At 63.4% G+C, this 16,645-nt stretch carries 13 protein-coding genes; 6 read left to right on the forward strand and 7 right to left on the reverse strand.

Features of this window, described 5'->3' with window-relative positions; translation table 11 throughout:
- Window positions 1–150 precede the first annotated feature (150 nt).
- Window positions 151–936 (forward strand): LysM peptidoglycan-binding domain-containing protein, encoded by a 786-nt coding sequence (locus tag AOC05_RS10910; protein ID WP_157374964.1) that lies wholly within the window; start codon window positions 151–153, stop codon window positions 934–936.
- A 52-nt stretch (window positions 937–988) separates the two neighbouring features.
- Window positions 989–1,621, forward strand: coding sequence for an Rv3235 family protein (locus AOC05_RS10915; protein WP_062007242.1), 633 nt, complete (start codon window positions 989–991; stop codon window positions 1,619–1,621).
- Between the two features lie 84 nt (window positions 1,622–1,705).
- Here AOC05_RS10915 and secA read toward each other — a convergent pair whose 3' ends face one another.
- The 7 genes from secA to mtrA all read right to left on the reverse strand — a co-directional run bounded on the left by secA (window position 1,706) and on the right by mtrA (window position 12,116).
- On the reverse strand, window positions 1,706–4,483 hold the full coding sequence (secA, locus tag AOC05_RS10920) for a preprotein translocase subunit SecA (RefSeq protein ID WP_062007243.1): 2,778 nt from the start codon (window positions 4,481–4,483) through the stop codon (window positions 1,706–1,708).
- Window positions 4,484–4,508: 25 nt separating this feature from the next.
- The gene (locus AOC05_RS10925) at window positions 4,509–5,747 is read right to left on the reverse strand and encodes a winged helix-turn-helix domain-containing protein (protein WP_062007244.1); all 1,239 of its coding nucleotides are present in this window, start codon (window positions 5,745–5,747) and stop codon (window positions 4,509–4,511) included.
- Window positions 5,748–5,806: 59 nt separating this feature from the next.
- Window positions 5,807–6,511, reverse strand: coding sequence for a ribosome hibernation-promoting factor, HPF/YfiA family (hpf, locus tag AOC05_RS10930; RefSeq protein WP_062007245.1), 705 nt, complete (start codon window positions 6,509–6,511; stop codon window positions 5,807–5,809).
- Between the two features lie 144 nt (window positions 6,512–6,655).
- Entirely contained in the window at window positions 6,656–7,411 is a 756-nt protein-coding gene (locus tag AOC05_RS10935) for a ComF family protein (RefSeq protein WP_197277820.1), read from the reverse strand.
- Between the two features lie 308 nt (window positions 7,412–7,719).
- Window positions 7,720–9,510: an LpqB family beta-propeller domain-containing protein gene (locus AOC05_RS10940; RefSeq protein WP_062007247.1), complete on the reverse strand. Its 1,791-nt coding sequence runs from the start codon at window positions 9,508–9,510 to the stop codon at window positions 7,720–7,722.
- Complete coding sequence (gene mtrB / locus AOC05_RS10945; RefSeq protein ID WP_062007248.1) at window positions 9,507–11,363, reverse strand: MtrAB system histidine kinase MtrB; 1,857 nt, start codon at window positions 11,361–11,363, stop codon at window positions 9,507–9,509. The genes AOC05_RS10940 and mtrB overlap by 4 nt, the downstream gene beginning before the upstream one ends.
- Window positions 11,364–11,441: 78 nt before the next feature.
- Window positions 11,442–12,116 (reverse strand): MtrAB system response regulator MtrA, encoded by a 675-nt coding sequence (mtrA, locus tag AOC05_RS10950; protein WP_062007249.1) that lies wholly within the window; start codon window positions 12,114–12,116, stop codon window positions 11,442–11,444.
- 326 nt (window positions 12,117–12,442) lie between these two features.
- Between mtrA and AOC05_RS10955 the strand changes: the two genes are divergently transcribed.
- From AOC05_RS10955 to AOC05_RS10970, 4 genes are read left to right on the forward strand one after another with little or no spacing between them, the layout of a single operon-like run.
- Window positions 12,443–13,726: a hypothetical protein gene (locus AOC05_RS10955; RefSeq protein WP_062007250.1), complete on the forward strand. Its 1,284-nt coding sequence runs from the start codon at window positions 12,443–12,445 to the stop codon at window positions 13,724–13,726.
- Window positions 13,727–13,740: 14 nt separating this feature from the next.
- Window positions 13,741–14,409 carry a DUF4129 domain-containing protein gene (locus tag AOC05_RS10960; RefSeq protein ID WP_062007251.1) on the forward strand — a complete coding sequence of 223 codons (669 nt, stop codon included), beginning with the start codon at window positions 13,741–13,743 and terminating at the stop codon, window positions 14,407–14,409.
- On the forward strand, window positions 14,406–15,665 hold the full coding sequence (locus AOC05_RS10965) for a DUF4350 domain-containing protein (protein WP_062007252.1): 1,260 nt from the start codon (window positions 14,406–14,408) through the stop codon (window positions 15,663–15,665). The genes AOC05_RS10960 and AOC05_RS10965 overlap by 4 nt, the downstream gene beginning before the upstream one ends.
- The gene (locus tag AOC05_RS10970; RefSeq protein WP_062007253.1) at window positions 15,662–16,645 is read left to right on the forward strand and encodes an AAA family ATPase; all 984 of its coding nucleotides are present in this window, start codon (window positions 15,662–15,664) and stop codon (window positions 16,643–16,645) included. The genes AOC05_RS10965 and AOC05_RS10970 overlap by 4 nt, the downstream gene beginning before the upstream one ends.

The following is a 16,645-nucleotide window of genomic DNA, read 5'->3' on the forward strand; positions in this document are numbered from 1 at the left end:
AGTCGCCCATTTCGCATGGCAGGATCCCGATCCAGCCTGAAGTATTTTCCGCACACCCCTAGACAGCTCACCCCAAGGAGATCAAAATGATTTATACGTCACGTAAACGTGGCTAACAGTATCAAAGTAGATCAAAAGTGGGTGAAGACGATGAAACGCCAAACCGGCGCCGACCTCGCTATGACGGCGGCCATCCTTTGCTTGGGGGGATCGCTCATCTTTGCCGGCAGGTCCATGCTGCAGCGTCGACTCTCCGGAATCAGGGCCAACGGCCCTCTGGAACTTGATGAAGTGCTGGGGGCTGTGGCTGCCGGAACAGGCATCGCTGTGGCACTTTGGTGGGCTCTGGCCCTTGGCGGCGCCGTGGTTGCAGCGCTGGCCGAACACCGCGGGGCGCCGACATTGGCAGCACGCACAGCCGCCTTGTCCCCCGTCTTCATGCGGCGTTTGGTAGCTGCCGTGGTGGGCTTGAACTTGTTGGGGGCTCCCATGGCACTTGCCACCGTCCCCGGTGCCGCACCAGATACCCAACAGCGGCTTGGCGCCACGGTGTCCAGCACGCTGTTGCCCAGCACGGCGGTACCCGGCACCGCGCCCGGCACGCTGTTGCCCAGCACGGCGGCCGGCGATGATGCCATCAATCCCGCGTGGACCCCCAGCAGCCCCGGCGTCGATCCAGGACCTGTGGTTCCCGCTCCTACGCGGTCCCCACCGGGGACGCCCGGGCAGGAGCGGAACGGAACCCCCGGTAAGGAGGTGGTGGTCCAGAAGGGTGACAGCCTGTGGTCCATTGTGGCCACCACCTTGGGCCCTTATGCCACAGATGTTGAGGTGGCCTTGACCTGGCCACAATGGTACCGGGCGAACAGGGCAGTCATCGGGGAGGATCCCAACCACATTCTGCCGGGCCAGATTCTTCATGCGCCCACCGGCTGACGCGCGACTGCCACCCCGCACCACCCATTCGCCTAGCCCAAAGGACACCATCATGAACAGCATGGCCATTCCAGAAACGGCCTCATCAGTGACTCACGTGGTCTCGCGCCCCGCTCCCACCCCCCGGACAGCGGATGGTGCCGTGCCCGGCGGCAGCCTCGATGCGGCTGCCACGGTGGTGCGGTTTCGCAGCCGGGCGGTCAAAGAGGGTGCCGCGGGCAAACCGGCGTCGGAGGTTCCCGGCACAAGTCAGGTTCCCGGCACAAGGCAGGTCCTGGACACACGCCAAGTCCTGGATCTGCAAAGCAGCGAAAAGGACTTACTGGCCGAGATGTCCCGTCGGATCTCCCAAGCAGCCCTAGAGATTCTCAGCGGCTCACGGTCGGTCCAGCAACTGGCCCGGTGGTTGGATCCCATGTGCCTAAACGCACTGACCACCCGGGCACGGTTGCACGCCGCGGCATGCCTTAATGAAAACCGACATCCGCGCCCCGGCGGTGAGAACGGCAAGGTGCAGATCCTGCGCCACCAGCCCATTGTGCATTCCACTCATGTCTGCGCCGTCTCCCCCGGCATCTACGAAACGAGCGTGGTCATTGCCGACAAGACACGCTTCCGCGCCATCGCCATGCGCTTCGAGGAGACCGGCGGCGTGTGGAAGGTGACGGCACTTCAAATTGGTTAAAACAACATGCCAGTGGTTTTCCCGCATACCTGCTGTTGTTCAACAGCAGGTATGCGGGAAAACCACTGGCATGCGGTGAAGCGGCTAGCGCTTTTTCTTCTTCTTCGTGCTCTTGTTCGCGGGGCGCTTGGCCGAGGGCGGCAACCCACCACTGTTGGAGCGGCGTTCCACATGGGTTTCGGCGTCGCCCTGGGCATCCGGTGACGTGAACTGCAGCTGTGCCGGCTTGGCCGGAGCCTGCAGACCCGGGGCGATAATGCGCGGGGCATGGTGTACTTGTGCCGGTTCCTCTGCCCCTGCCACCCTATCCATCAGGGCGGACGGCGCATCGGCGAGCACACCAACCATTGTTTCCGGGGCGTTTTCCACCTGGACCTCCAGGTTGAACAAGAAGCCCACGCTTTCCTCGCGAATGGCTGCCATCATGGCCTGGAACATCGCAAAGCCTTCACGCTGGTATTCCACCAACGGGTCACGCTGGGCCATGGCGCGCAGGCCAATACCTTCCTTGAGGTAGTCCATCTCGTAAAGGTGCTCTTGCCATTTACGTCCGACGACGGAGAGCACCACACGGCGTTCGAGCTCACGCATGGTTTCCGAGCCCAACGCTGCCTCGCGCTCCTGGTAGGCCACCTTGGCATCGGAGAGCAGCTCGGCCTTGAGCATTTCTGCTGTGACGCGCCCGGCCCCGCCCGCTTCCTCGGCCAGGTCCTCGGGGGTGATGCTCACCGGGTAGATGGTGCGCAGGCTGGTCCACAGCAGGTCAAGGTCCCAATCGCCGGCGTGCCCATTGGCCAAGGTGGCGTCGATGATCTCGTTGACAGTGTCCTCAAGGAAGAACTGCACCTTCTCGTGGAGGTCGTCGCCTTCGAGAATCCGGCGACGGTCCCCATAGATGGCCTCACGCTGGCGGTTCAGGACGTCGTCGTACTTCAAGACGTTCTTGCGCTGCTCGGCGTTGCGGCCCTCAACCTGACCCTGTGCGGAGGCGATGGCCTTGGAAACGAGCTTCGATTCCAGGGCCACATCGTCGGGCATCGAGGAACGTGACATGAGCCGTTCAGCAGCACCGGAGTTGAACAAGCGCATCAGGTCATCGGTGAGCGAGAGGTAGAAGCGGGATTCGCCAGGGTCACCCTGACGGCCGGAACGGCCGCGCAGCTGGTTATCGATGCGGCGGGATTCGTGACGCTCCGTGCCCAGCACATACAGGCCGCCAGCTTTCAGGACAGCCTCATGCTCGCCCTTGACAGCTTCCTTGGCAGCCTCAAAGGCGTCCTGCCAGGCGGCCTCGTACTCTTCGGGGTTCGCCTCGGGGTCAAGGCCCCGGGCAGCCAACGCGGCCACGGCGTTGAACTCGGCGTTGCCACCGAGCATGATGTCAGTTCCACGGCCGGCCATGTTGGTTGCCACCGTGACGGAGCCGCGACGGCCCGCCTGGGCGACGATGGCGGCTTCACGGGCGTGGTTCTTGGCGTTCAGGACCTCGTGCTTGATCCCCTTCTCCGCCAGTTTCTTGGAAAGGTACTCGCTCTTTTCCACGCTGGTGGTACCCACCAGAACTGGCTGCCCGGTTTCGTGACGGACGGCAATATCTTGGACTACGGCGTCGAACTTCACGATTTCGTTCTTGTAGACCAGATCGGCCTGGTCCGCGCGCATCATCGGCTTGTTCGTAGGGATCGGCACAACACCTAGCGAGTAGGTGCCCATGAACTCCGAGGCCTCAGTCTCGGCGGTACCTGTCATGCCGGACAGCTTGCCGTAGAGGCGGAAGTAGTTCTGCAAGGTCACGGTGGCCAGGGTCTGGTTCTCCGCCTTGATCTCCACCCCTTCCTTGGCCTCAATGGCCTGGTGCATGCCTTCGTTGTAGCGGCGCCCGGCCAGGATACGGCCGGTGTGCTCGTCAACAATGAGGACTTCACCGTCCATGATGACGTAGTCCTTGTCACGCTTGAACAGTTCCTTGGCCTTGATGGCATTGTTCAAGAAACCGATCAGCGGGGTGTTGGCCGACTCGTACAGGTTGGAAATACCCAGGTAGTCCTCGACCTTTTCAATACCGTTTTCCAGGACGCCAACAGTGCGCTTCTTCTCGTCCACCTCGTAGTCCTCGTCAATGCTCAGGCGCAGCACCACCTTGGCAAACTCGCCGTACCAGCGGTTCGCATCCCCGGACGCCGGGCCGGAAATAATCAGCGGGGTACGGGCTTCGTCAATGAGGATCGAGTCAACTTCATCGACAATGGCAAAGTTGTGGCCGCGCTGGACCAGCTCGTCTTGACTCCACGCCATGTTGTCGCGCAGGTAGTCAAAACCAAATTCGTTGTTCGTGCCATAGGTGATGTCAGCGGCGTATTGGGCGCGGCGCACGGCCGGGTCCTGGTTGGAGACGATGCAGCCGCTGCTCTGACCCAAGAAACGGAACACGCGCCCCATGAGATCGGATTGGTACTCGGCGAGGTAGTCGTTCACTGTCACGATGTGAACACCCTTGCCCGTCAACGAGTTCAGGTAGGCGGGGGCCGTAGCCACCAGGGTCTTGCCCTCACCGGTCTTCATTTCAGCGATGTTGCCCAAGTGCAAGGCCGCACCACCCATGAGCTGGACCCGGAAGTGACGCAGGCCCAAGGTGCGCGAGGATGCCTCACGCACGGCCGCAAATGCCTCCGGCAGCAGGTCATCGAGCGTCTCGCCGTCTTCGTGCCGGAGCTTGAGTTTGTCCGTTTCCTCACGCAGTTCCGCGTCGGTGAATGTCTGGAAGGGCTCCTCCAGCGAATCAATGGCGTCGGCAAGCACGGTGAGTCGTTTGAGCGTCTTGCGATCGCCTGTTCGAAGGACTCGCTCAAAAAGTGATGACACGAAATTGCTCCCAATCTATTGCTACCTAAAAGTGGCGTTTCCAGTCTACGTGAGAGGAGGCACACTCCCGCGCCAGTGCGCAGGCAAGGTCCCCGTTTTCCAGTACGACGACGTCATCCAGTCCCAGCCACCGTGCCATGAGTGCCAACTCGTCAGCGAGCTCGACGGCGGTTTCAGGGGGCGCGCCCGGCTCAGCGAAGGCGCCCCTGACCAGAAGTTGGCCGCCCGCCCTGTCAGCTTTGAGGTCCACCCGGGCCACAATGTCCTCGCCCAGCAGAAACGGCAACACGTAGTATCCGTATTTTCGCTTTGCCGCGGGCGTGTAAATTTCCAGCCGGAAGTGAAAGTCAAAGAGGTTCTGGAGCCTGCGCCGTTCAAAAACCAGGGAGTCGAAGGGGCTCAACAGCGCACGGCCCTGTGCCTTGCGGGGAATCTTGGCCGCCGTGTGGAGGTAGGTGGGGGCCGCCCACCCGAAAACGCTCACCGGGGCCAGTGTGCCTTGCTCAACGAGGTGGGCCACAGAGCGTGCCGCTTCCTTGACAGGGAGGCGAAAGTAGTCCGCAAAACAACGGACCGTGCCGATGCCGTGTGCCGTGGCGGCAGCCTCAATAAGCCGGTCCATGGCGTCCTGCCGGTCCTCACCGGACGGTGTGCTGCGGAAGGCCGGTGGCAGGACCTTCTCCACCAGGGAATAACGCCGCTCAAATTGTTCGTTGCGGGACGCCGCACCCACCACGCCGCGTTCAAACAGGCCCTCAAGGGCGCGTTTGACGGCACTCCAGTTCCACCCCCATTCGTCACGGTTCTTTTCTTCCTCGTGGCCAATGGCGTCTTTGACCTCACGGGCTGTCAGCGCCCGGCTGTGGGCTAGGAGCGCCAGGATCTTTGTCTCCAGCGATTCCCGCAACTGGGGGTCGAGTCCGCCAGAGCCCACCCATTGGCGGTTTTGCCAGGCCTTGAGATCGTGGAAGTGCTCGGGGCGGATGAAACTGGCCTCATGGGCCCAATACTCCATCATGGCCCGCGGTGCGGTGCCCGCCAAAGTAGCCAAAATGTTGCGATCGTAGTTCCCGAGCCGGGAAAAGAACGGCAGGAAGTGGCTGCGGGAGATGACGTTGACGGAATCGATTTGGACCAGTTGCAATTGTGCAAAAGTCCGGCCCACCACCCTTGCGTTGACGGGTTCGGTGGGCCGGACTCTTGCCAGTCCTTGGGCGTTAAGGGCAATGCGCCGGGCCTGTGACAGGCTCAGGCTTGCACTCATACGTACGGGCTCCTTGGACTTTCCTTGTTCTGTAAATGACGTGCGGATGTGGCGTGGACTCAGACGCGGGCCGGCTCATCCGCTGACCGGTAGGCACTGACTTCCTCGACGGCCTGTGCCTCCTGCGCTTCGGGGTCCAAGGAGATAACCCCGTACGTCCACCCACGACGGCGGTAGACAACTGACGGGATGCCGGTGGCCGAATCGATGAACAAGTAGAAATCGTGTCCCACGAGTTCCATGTTGTCCACCGCATCATCGAGCGAGAGCGCCGTTGCGGGGAACACTTTGCGGCGGATCAATACCGGTGAATCCCCAGCCGGGATGTCGTTCTCGATCTCATATGGCGAGACCTCTGCAACAGTTTCCGGCGCGCTCTGTGCGTAGATCGGTTCGGAACTACTCACGGGCGTCAGCGAACCTGTGGCCTCATTAACGGCGACGGGGGCGTGACGACCATGGTGGACTTTCCGCTTGTCCTTGACCCTGCGCAAGCGCTCCAGCAGCTTCCCGTAGGCCGAGTCGAACGCTGCGAACTTATCCGGGGCTGCTGCCTCGGCGCGGATCACTGGACCGCGTCCAACCACGGTCAGCTCGACCGTGAGGGGAGCCTCCGATGCACGAGAGTTGGTCTCCTTGGACACCTTGACATCGACCCGCTGAACTTTGTCGCCCAGTTGCTCAATTTTTGTGAGCTTTTCGCCGGCGTATTCGCGGAAACGGTCTGAAACACTCAGGTTGAGACCTCTGATCATGAACTCCATGGTGCCCTCCAAATAGCTTCGGTGACACGGCGGCCGGCTAGCAATCCAAGCTACACTCCTGGCCGCCGACGGGTGGTTCCCTCTTGGAAGAGGTACCCGTTTACTTACGTTAGTTCACGTGCTCCTTTTATTCATCTTTTGCGCTTAAATATTTTCTTCGCGTCTCTGCAAGGACCCCTGGCGGCTACCCTGATCCGGGGTCCGGGCTGCTGCCAGGACTATCGCGGCGCACACTGTGGCCCCTGACTTTTCCAGTGTTTTGGCAGCTTCGGCAACCGTGGAGCCGGTGGTCAGAACATCGTCAACCACAACCACCAGGGCCCCGGACAGGTTCGCTGAGGGCCTAAATCTGCTGCCAAGATTTCGCTTGAGGCGCATAGTGTTACGCACGTTGCGTCGCCTGGCAGCCCGGCCCAGACCTTTCTGGTTGAGTCTGCGCCACGGAACCCGGATTTTGATGGCCAGGGCTGGGCAAATATTCATCCCGGCAGGGAGCCGGCCCTCCCTCTCAAGCGAACGCAGCACCAGCACCACGGGGTCGTATCCGCGGCGGCGCCACCCGGTTCCGGTGCTGGGCACAGGCACCAGCGTCAGCTCCGCGCTGGCAAGCTCCGGCACCAGCTGTGGCAGGGCGGCCAGGCCGCCAGCCAGGCAGCGTCCCAAGCTGCCGCCCAACTGGGTGCGGCCATGATTTTTGAACGCCAGGACCACAGCGGACAAAGCATCCCTGTATTCTCCTGCCGCCACCACCGGGAGCAAAACCTGTTCCTCCGCTGTCATCAGCGCGTCTGCCGAAGTCTCGGCACGGTAAGGCGTGGCACATTCCCGGCGCAGCAACCGGGCACAGTCACGGCACAGTGCCGCGTCGTCGCGACCGCACAGCACACACTCACTGGGCATGAGGAGGTACAAAAATTCCGCCCAGGCAAGCTCCCACCACAACCAGCCGCGTACCCACCACGCTCTGGCCGCACCACGGTGCCGCCCGCCCTGCTGTACTCCGTATGGCAACCCCCGCGACAAACCCTCCCGTCCACCGGCGGGCCGCTTGTTTATCTCGCCCTCCGCGAATCTCACACCTTCAGAATCACCCCTGCCAGCCGGCGTCGCTAGTGCCCCCATGGCCGAAAGTGGATAAGCGGGCTGCGCCGAGTGCCTGTGGAGGGTCCTTGGGGACATTCGCGGTGTCGCGACGCCGTCGGCTCGGCTCAGCCGGCGAAGGAAGCCTGTGCCAGATCATTGGCTGTGGGTTGCCAATTGTTGCCCACCAGTGAGAAGAGTTCGTTGTTGGTTTGGGCATGTACATTGCGCACCCCGGAGCCGGCACTGAGCCATTGGACCCCGCTGAGTTCGCTCAATTGGACTGGAGCCCTGGCCAGGTCCAGTATTTCGATGACTACCGGCGTGCTGGTGGAGGGCTCCATGACGGCCACGCTGCTCTCCCCCACCCATACCCCCAGGACGGGGCTACCCGAATGCACCAGGCTGTTGGGCGCCGTCAGTTCTTTGGGCACATCCGAGGACTTCACGATGCCCGTGATCGCCACACGGCTCACACCGTTGGCCTCGGAGATGACCAGGGCCCGCGTCCCGTCCCGGGAAACGCGCAGGGTACTCACATGCTGGCCGACCAGCCACGGAACAGTCAACACCACGGAAGCAGCGTCTTTGACACCGGGATTGGCGTTGACGGCCATGACGGTTCCGGAACCATCCCCCGACGCCGTCCACAACCAACCGTTGGGCGCAAACGACGGCGGGGTCAGGTCAGACCCTGACGCCGCAATGGCGGCCTGCTGACCCGGCGTCACGCCATAGACCTGATTGCCCGAGGCGGACAGGAACGCAAAATTCCTGCCGGAATAGGACATTGCCGGAGCTGTGGGCGCCAAATGGGCCACCGCATCCAGGCCGGCAATGGGCGTTGTTTTACTGCCGTCAAAGCTGACGAGCTCATTTTTGGCCAGCGCCACCTGCACGTTGGGCGGCGGGTTGTCGATCACCATGGGTGCCACCGAGTCGGCAGTCCCTCCCATGTCCACTTCGCGTTCGTCCGCCAGGAATTGCACGTCGGTGACGGTACCCAAGCTCTTTTGCAACGTCACCAACAGCTGGGCCTGCATCTGTTGGCGTTGGCGGACGCTGGTTTCCAACAACGGACGCGCCGTCAGTCCGACTTTGGCCAGGCCGTTGTTGACGGGCACCGAATCTCTTTCCAACGCAATGCCATTGGGGAACGCACTGACCACCGCCCCCTTCAGGTATGGTGCGGGCCCGCCGAGCATGGCCCGGACAATGGCCGTGGCCGTCCGTGATGTTCGCCCGGCCAGCCACCTGACATCGGGCACCCCGTAGGCGAAGCTCGGGTCATAAAAGTACAGGGCCACGGGGGTGAAAAGCGTCTGGAACGTGGGCTCGGTGAGCACCACACCGTCCGGGGCCTTGGAAATCCGCCATTGCCCCTCCACCTGGGCCAGCGTCATTTCCACCGTCTCCGTGGCGTTCGCTGCGGCAGGGGTCAACACCCCTGTAGCGTCCACGGAGGAGACCACGTCAAAGGTCGCCTCAAAGGTGTCCTTGCCTGGGCCCGGGGCCACCCTGAAAGCATTCTTGTACACCAGCGTGCGCTTGTCCGCCGCCCACGACTGCGCCAACCCTGCCGTCAAGTACTGCCGGGCAACCTGGAAATCGTCAGACAGGCCTGTTCCCGACTCGATAAAGCCGCGAATAATGTTCTCCGGAGAGGCCCCCTCCACGGGTGCGAACTGCTGAAAACTGATGTTTACCGAGTTGTTGCGCGGACCCAACGGATCGCTTTTACCGACCGAGCCGTGCGTGGGGATGGTGGCACATCCGGCGGCGCCGAGAAGTACGACGACGGCTATTACCCACGCCGTCACCACTTGGTGGCGTCGTGCCTGGGTGTGGCGGGTCAGGCGTGGGCCTACCCGCGCACCCGTGCCAGAATCGATGTGAGCTGTTTCTTTCGCCGTCGTCATGATGATTCAACCCTTGAGGTACCGTCCTCGGGAAGGCTGTGCACGGGCGTGGCCGGCTTGTGCCTGCTTTCAGCTTTCCCTATGTCAATGGCCGTGGCCGGGTTCCTGCTGCCCAATGCACCCACCACCCCAAATGATCCCGTATTGGTGGTGATGGGGCCAGTGTTCAGATTTGTGGACATCGATGCGGCTCCCCCGTCGGGTGGGAGCGGCACCGGGGAATGCGTGAGCACGCCATCTTGGTGACGAGGCAGCGTTAGCCGGAAGCATGAGCCTGCCCCCGGCGCACCCCACGCCTCGAGCCAGCCATTGTGCAAGCGGGTGTCTTCCATCGCGATGGAGAGCCCCAGACCGCTGCCGCCCGTGGTGCGGGCCCGGGCCGGATCAGCGCGCCAGAAGCGGTCAAAAACGTGTCCCAACGAGTCCGGGGACATCCCTACGCCGTAGTCGCGCACGGCGACGGCGACGGCGTCGTCGTCGGCTGAGACGAAGATCTTCACCGGCCTGCCTTCACTGTGCTCCAGAGCGTTGAGCACCAGATTGCGTAGGATCCGGTCGATGCGGCGCGCGTCCATTTCCACGATGCATTTGTGGTTGCGCAAACGGGTCACCACCACCAGCTCACTGTGGTTGGCGTGCGCAACCGGTGTTGCGCCGTCGATCACTGAATGGATGACAGAGAAAACATCCAGTGACTCCGCATCCAAATCGGCAACGCCGGCGTCGAACCGGGAGATCTCCAGCAAGTCGGCCAGCAGCATCTCGAACCGCTCCACCTGGTGGAACAGCAGCTCGGAGGAGCGTTTGTTGATCGGATCAAAATCGTCCCGAGCGTCAAAGAGGACCTCCGCGGCCATGCGCACGGTGGTCAGGGGGGTACGCAATTCGTGCGAAACATCCGAGACAAAGCGCTGTTGCATCTCCGACAATGTGGCCAGCGCGGTGATCTGGTCCTGCAGGGAGGTGGCCATTTTGTTGAAAGATGTGGCAAGCCGAGCCATCTCGTCCTCCCCCACCACCTGCATACGTTCTTCCAACTCGCCGGCCGCCAACTTCTCCGAGACGGCTGCCGCCTGACTGACTGGTTTGACCACCGTTCGCGTCACATACCAGGCGATGGCCCCGATCAGCAGCAGCAGGATGCCACCGGCCAGCCACAGCACCGACTGGATGTAGTTCAGTGTCAGTTGGGCGCTGTTAAGGTCATAGATCATGTACAGCTCGTAGTTGGTTTTCAGCAGTTCCACCTGGCTGCCCACCACTACGGCGGGGTGGATGTCGGAACTGCCCGTGGGCAACCCGATCGACTGCCAAAACTGGCCCTCCGCGTCGCCGCGCACGGCAGCCCTGAGGGCGTCGGGAATGATGGCGGTGGTCACTCCCCCGGAGTCGGAGGAGCTCACGGCAAGTTTGCTGGTTTGGCCAGGGATCTTGACCATCAAGTACCTGCGGTTGTCGTCCGCGGCGCCAACTTCCAGCAATTTCAGGGTGTCCACCACGTAGGTGGACACACGGGGCTGGTCGCTGAGGCTGGCGTTGGAGAAACTCTCCTGGACCTGGGTGACGCCGCGGGCGGACTCCTGCTGCGCCTGGGCCAGCCGTTCCTTGAACAGCCCGTTGGAGATCTGCCCCGCCAGGTAGCCGCCCACGCCCACTACGGCGATGGAGGCGATGACCAGCGTGGTGAGAATTGTTCGGAACTGCAAGGAGGTGCGCCACCGCCGCAGCAGCGAGTTCCGGATGCCTTTGACGGTGCGCCAAAGCACTTTCCCGGCGATACGGAAAAATCCGCCGAGCCGTGCCCACGGCGTAGGGCGCGCGCCGGCGCCGGGCTCGTCCTGGCCGTTATTCACGCAGATTCGCCATCGATTTCCACACTGTCCCTGCCTTCTACCCGTGTACAACCTGCACGTCCTGCACGGATGCCCAGCCTATTGCCCAGCCTTGTAGCCCACGCCGCGGACGGTGAGGACAACTTCGGGCGCCTCGGGATCGCGCTCAATTTTGGAGCGCAGACGCTGCACGTGGACGTTGACGAGCCGGGTGTCGGCCGCGTGCCGGTATCCCCAGACCTGTTCCAACAGCAGCTCCCGGGTGAACACCTGCCACGGCTTGCGGGCCAGCGCCACTAAAAGGTCAAACTCCAGCGGTGTGAGCAGTATTTTCTCGCCGGCACGGCGCACCGAATGGCCGGCCACGTCAATACTGATCTCGCCGATGACAAGCGTCTCCGGCGCCTTGACGTCACCCGGACGGAGCCGGGCACGCACACGTGCCACCAATTCTGCCGGTTTGAACGGCTTGGCGACGTAGTCATCGGCACCGGATTCTAGGCCACGCACCACGTCTGAGGTATCCGACTTGGCCGTCAGCATCACGATGGGAACATCCGACTCAGCGCGGATCAGCCGGCACACTTCAATGCCGTCAAGGCCCGGCAACATCAGATCCAGTAGGATCAAGTCCGGTTTGCTGGTGCGAAACACCTCCAACGCCTTGGCCCCGTTAGCGCAGAAAACAGGGTCGAACCCATCATTGCGCAGCACAATTCCGATCATCTCTGCCAATGCTTCGTCGTCGTCAACAACCAAAATGCGTGCCTTCATAACTCTATATTTGCCTATCCGGGGCACAATGTCCCCATCGGCGCACCACAGTGCCCCCGCCAGAAGTCCGATTCCTCCCAATTGGCCTCCGCGCAACGGCTACTTCTTTCGTCATTGGGGAGCTGTTGGCCGCAGTCCCACGCCGTCACATCGTCATTCCCAGCGGGTTTGTGGATCTTCCCGATAGAGTTTGTCAGAAGGAAGGCGCACCATTGGGGGTGTGCTGTCCCGGTGGCCAGCTCGATACCGCCGCGCGAAGCGCCACCTCAAAGCGGCTGACGTATTCCGGGGCAATTTATTCCGGGCAATTTACAGGGAGCATCACGATGTCGGAACCGCAGCAACCACCACCCGAGCCGCAGCCGCCGTCGCAAACACCCCCGCCCCAGCCGCCGTCGCAAACACCCCCGTGGGGCCAATATGCCCAGCCCCAGGTACCCCTTCCCCCGCAACCTCAGTGGGGCCAATACGCCCAGCCCCAGCAGAACCAGCAACAGGGGGTCAACCAGCCCGGCTACAACTACTACGTTGCCCCGCCCAAGCCCGGCGTCATCCCCTTGCGACCGCTGGGCCTGGGCGAGGTCCTCGATGGCGCTTTTCAGGCTGCCCGGCACAACGGCCAGGCCATGTTTGGTTCGGCGTTGATCTTCCAGTTCATCACCTCGGCCCTGACCTTGCTGGTGGTGCTGGTGGGCTTTGGCCAGCTCGGGCTCAGCATTTTGGGCGGCACCTTCCTTGAATCGCAGCCCACGGAAGCCGAACTCACCACCCTATTCACCACCGCCCTGCAGGTGTTTGGCGCGTTGGCGGTTGTCTCCTTCCTCTCCGCCCTGGCCCAGATGGTCCTACAGGGTGCGCTGGTAATCCCCGTCCTGCGCGCTGTCCTCAACCGCAAAACGAGCTTCGCCGACATGTGGCGCCTGGTCAGGCCCCGCGTAGGCACGCTGATTCTGTTGTCCCTGCTCTACGCCGCGGCAGCGCTGGTTGCGGCAGCCCTCTTCTTCGGCATCCTGATAGGCATGCTTTTCGCCGTCGGGGGCCGCAACGGCCCCGGAGGCAACTTGGCCTCCGCGGGGTTGGCGCTGCTACTGACCCTGCCGTTCCTTGCCGCAGGCATCTGGATCGGCACCAAGGTCCGGGTGGCCCCTGCGGCGATCGTGGTCGAGAACATCGGTGTCATGGCCGCCATCAAGCGTTCCTGGCTGCTGACCACCGCAAACTGGTGGCGTACTTTCGGCATCACGGCACTGGCCGCCATCATCGCCTCGGTCATCGGCGGCATCATTTCCACCCCCGTGAGCTTGTTTCTGGGCTTTCTGCTGCCCGTCATGAACCCCAACCCCACGCCGGAGCAACTGCTCACCCAAACAGTCATTGCCCAAGTCATCTCCGCGTTCATCGGCGCCATGGTCGGTGCCATCACCTTGGCGTTCCAAAGCGGTGTCATGTCCTTGATCTACGTGGACCTGCGCATGCGACGGGACGGCTTTGATGTCCTCCTGCTCAAGGAATTCGAAGAGGGGAAGGACGACGGCGGGATCCCCGGCCGAAGCGCACCTCTCACCTACCCGCCGGGCCAGTACCCGCCCGCCCCCTTCAACGGGCACTAAGGCCACCACGGTTGATGACCCTTTCCGGAACACTCTTGGCCGCCCTGGGCGCGGAGATCCCCGTGGTCCCGGGGGCCGATGAGGCTCGCCGCTGGGCTGCCGAAGAACTGGCCAAGAAGGCGTACCAGGACGCCAAGCCGGGACTGTCCCAGACCATCCTGAACTGGCTGGGCCAAGCCCTGCAGGAGCTTCTCGCCGGGGTGGGGTCCCTGCCCGGCAGCACCGGTCTTCTGGTGGTCCTTGGCCTGGCCCTGCTGGCTGTTGTTGCCGCCGTCGTGATCATCCGGCCCCGACTCAACCGCAAGAAAGCCAGGGACGCCTTCATCTTTGAGGGCAGCACCACACAAACCGCGGCCGAACACCGGGAACTTGCCCGGTCCGCCGTCGAACGGGGGGATCTTGGAACAGCCCTGAGCGAGCAGTTCCGGGCCATTGTTCGCGCCGCCGAGGAACGGCGCATCAGCACACCGTCGCCGGGTCGGACAGCAGCCGAGGTGGCTGCAGACCTCCGGCTGGCGTTCCCGGCCCACGGTCAGGACTTGTTGCGGGCTGCGGAGATTTTCAACTCCGTGCGGTACGGTCGCGCGCAGCCGGCGCTGGCCCAATATCAAGAGCTGGTGACCACCGACAAGGCCTTGACCGCAGCCAAACCGGCCCACGCAACCGAAGCAGTGGCACCGTGAGCGCGCCCGTGAAAACCCTTCCCACCACGTTCCGGGCCGACGGCGGAACCAAGGCGCAGCGCCTGCGCGATGCCTGGCGCAGGCACAGGTTTTGGCTGATTGTGGGGACCGTCTTTGTGGTGGTCACCGGCGGAGGCCTCATCCTGGGCACATCCGGCCAGCGCAGTGCCGGGGAACTGTCCATCACGAACCCGGCGCCCGAAGGTGCCCAAGCGGCGGCCACGGTGCTGGCCGGGCAGGGCGTGGACGTCACCGCCACAGACTCCATGGCGGCCACCACCGCTGCCTTGGGAGCCAACGGCCAGGGTTCCAGCACCGTGCTGGTTTTTGACCCGCAACAGTTGTTGAGCCCCGAACAGGGTGCCGAGCTTGCGGCATCCGCAGCGGAGCACGGCAGCAAGATTGTGGCCATCACACCCGGACCGCTCCTGGTCGGAAAGTTCAGCGGTGAGCTCGCCAGCGCCGGCTCCTTAAACACCGGCAGAGAAGGGATCGCTGCCAATTGTGCCCAGCCAGATGCCCTCGCCGCTGGCTCGATCGTCGCCCCCGGCAGCGCGGGCGGCGCGCCCGAGGCACCCGGCGGCACAGTCGTCAAGGTGTATCTGGGACCCGAAAGCTGCTTTGCCCCGTCCGGGACCGCCGGTGCCGCCGGCCTGCTGGCGACCACCGCCGATGGCGCGGTGAGCGCGTTAGGCAGTGCCGCCGTCGTCAGTAACGACGGACTGGCCAGGGCAGGCAACGCGGCGCTGACTTTCCGGCTGCTGGGGAGCCGGGAAAACCTGGTCTGGTACACGGCGTCGGCCAAGGACATTCCCGTGTCGGCCCAGCCGCCGAGCCTTGCCGAATTGACGCCCCAGTGGGTTTTTCCGGCCTCCGCCTGGCTGCTCTTGGTGGGCGTGATCGGCATGCTGTGGCGGGGCCGGCGTGACGGGCCCCTGGTGGTTGAGCCGATGCCGGTGGTGGTGAAGGCGTCGGAAACGGTTGCTGGCAGGGCACGGCTGTACCAGGATGCCAAGGCCGTGGACACCGCTGCCCGAACATTGCAGGACGCCACGCTGAACCGGCTGTCCCACACCTTGCGTTTGGGTGGCGTGGCACCCCCGGAAGCAGTGGCGGAGGCCGTGTCCGTGCACCTTGGCCGCGACCACCAGGCACTGTTTGCCTTGTTGATCCACGATGTTCCCCGCACTGAAAAAGACATGTTGACCATGGCCACACAGCTGGCTGCCTTAGAGGAAGAAGTAGCCCGACGATGAGCGCACCACACCCGGAACCCCTCCCGCCCCAGGACAACCCGGCATCGGCCCTGTTGCAGGTCCGCACCGAGGTAGCCAAGGCCGTGGTGGGCCAGGACGCCACCGTCACGGGGCTGCTCATTGCCCTGCTGGCCGGCGGGCACGTGCTGCTGGAAGGTGTTCCCGGCGTGGCGAAAACCCTGCTGGTGCGGGCCCTGTCCACGGCACTGAGCCTGGACACCAAACGCGTACAGTTCACCCCCGACCTGATGCCCGGGGATGTGACAGGATCGCTGGTTTACGACACGCACACCTCCGATTTCACGTTCCGGGAGGGGCCCGTCTTCACCAACATCCTGCTGGCCGATGAGATCAACAGGACCCCGCCCAAGACGCAGGCCTCGTTGCTGGAAGCCATGGAGGAACACCAGGTTTCGGTGGACGGCATGTCCCGTAAGCTGCCGGCGCCGTTCATGGTGGCGGCCACGCAGAACCCCGTGGAGTACGAGGGCACCTACCCGCTTCCCGAGGCCCAGCTGGATCGGTTCCTGCTCAAACTGACCATGGACCTGCCCGCTAGGGACGAGGAAATTGAGGTCATCCGCCGGCACAGTCTGGGCTTCGACCCGCAAGACTTGCACGCCGCAGGGGTCCGCCCCGTGGCCGGTGCGCACCATCTTGCCCAGGCCAGGGAGGCCGTGGGGCAGGTCGGTGTCACCGCCGAAGTCTTGGCCTACGTGGTTGACATTGCGCGCGCCACCCGAGATGCGCCGTCGTTCCAGCTCGGTGTTTCCCCGCGCGGCGCCACCGCCCTGCTCAAGTGCGCCCGCGCCTACGCGTGGCTGTGCGGGCGCAGTTTTGTGACCCCCGACGACGTCAAGGCCCTGGCCCTGCCCACCCTGCGCCATCGCGTTGCCCTTCGCCCCGAGGCCGAGATGGATGGTGTGGCGGTGGACCATATTTTGCTCTCCATCCTGGCCACAGTCCCGGTTCCGCGCTAG

It is taken from the genome of Arthrobacter alpinus, from assembly GCF_001294625.1.
GTDB classification, from domain to species: Bacteria; Actinomycetota; Actinomycetes; order Actinomycetales; family Micrococcaceae; genus Specibacter; species Specibacter alpinus_A.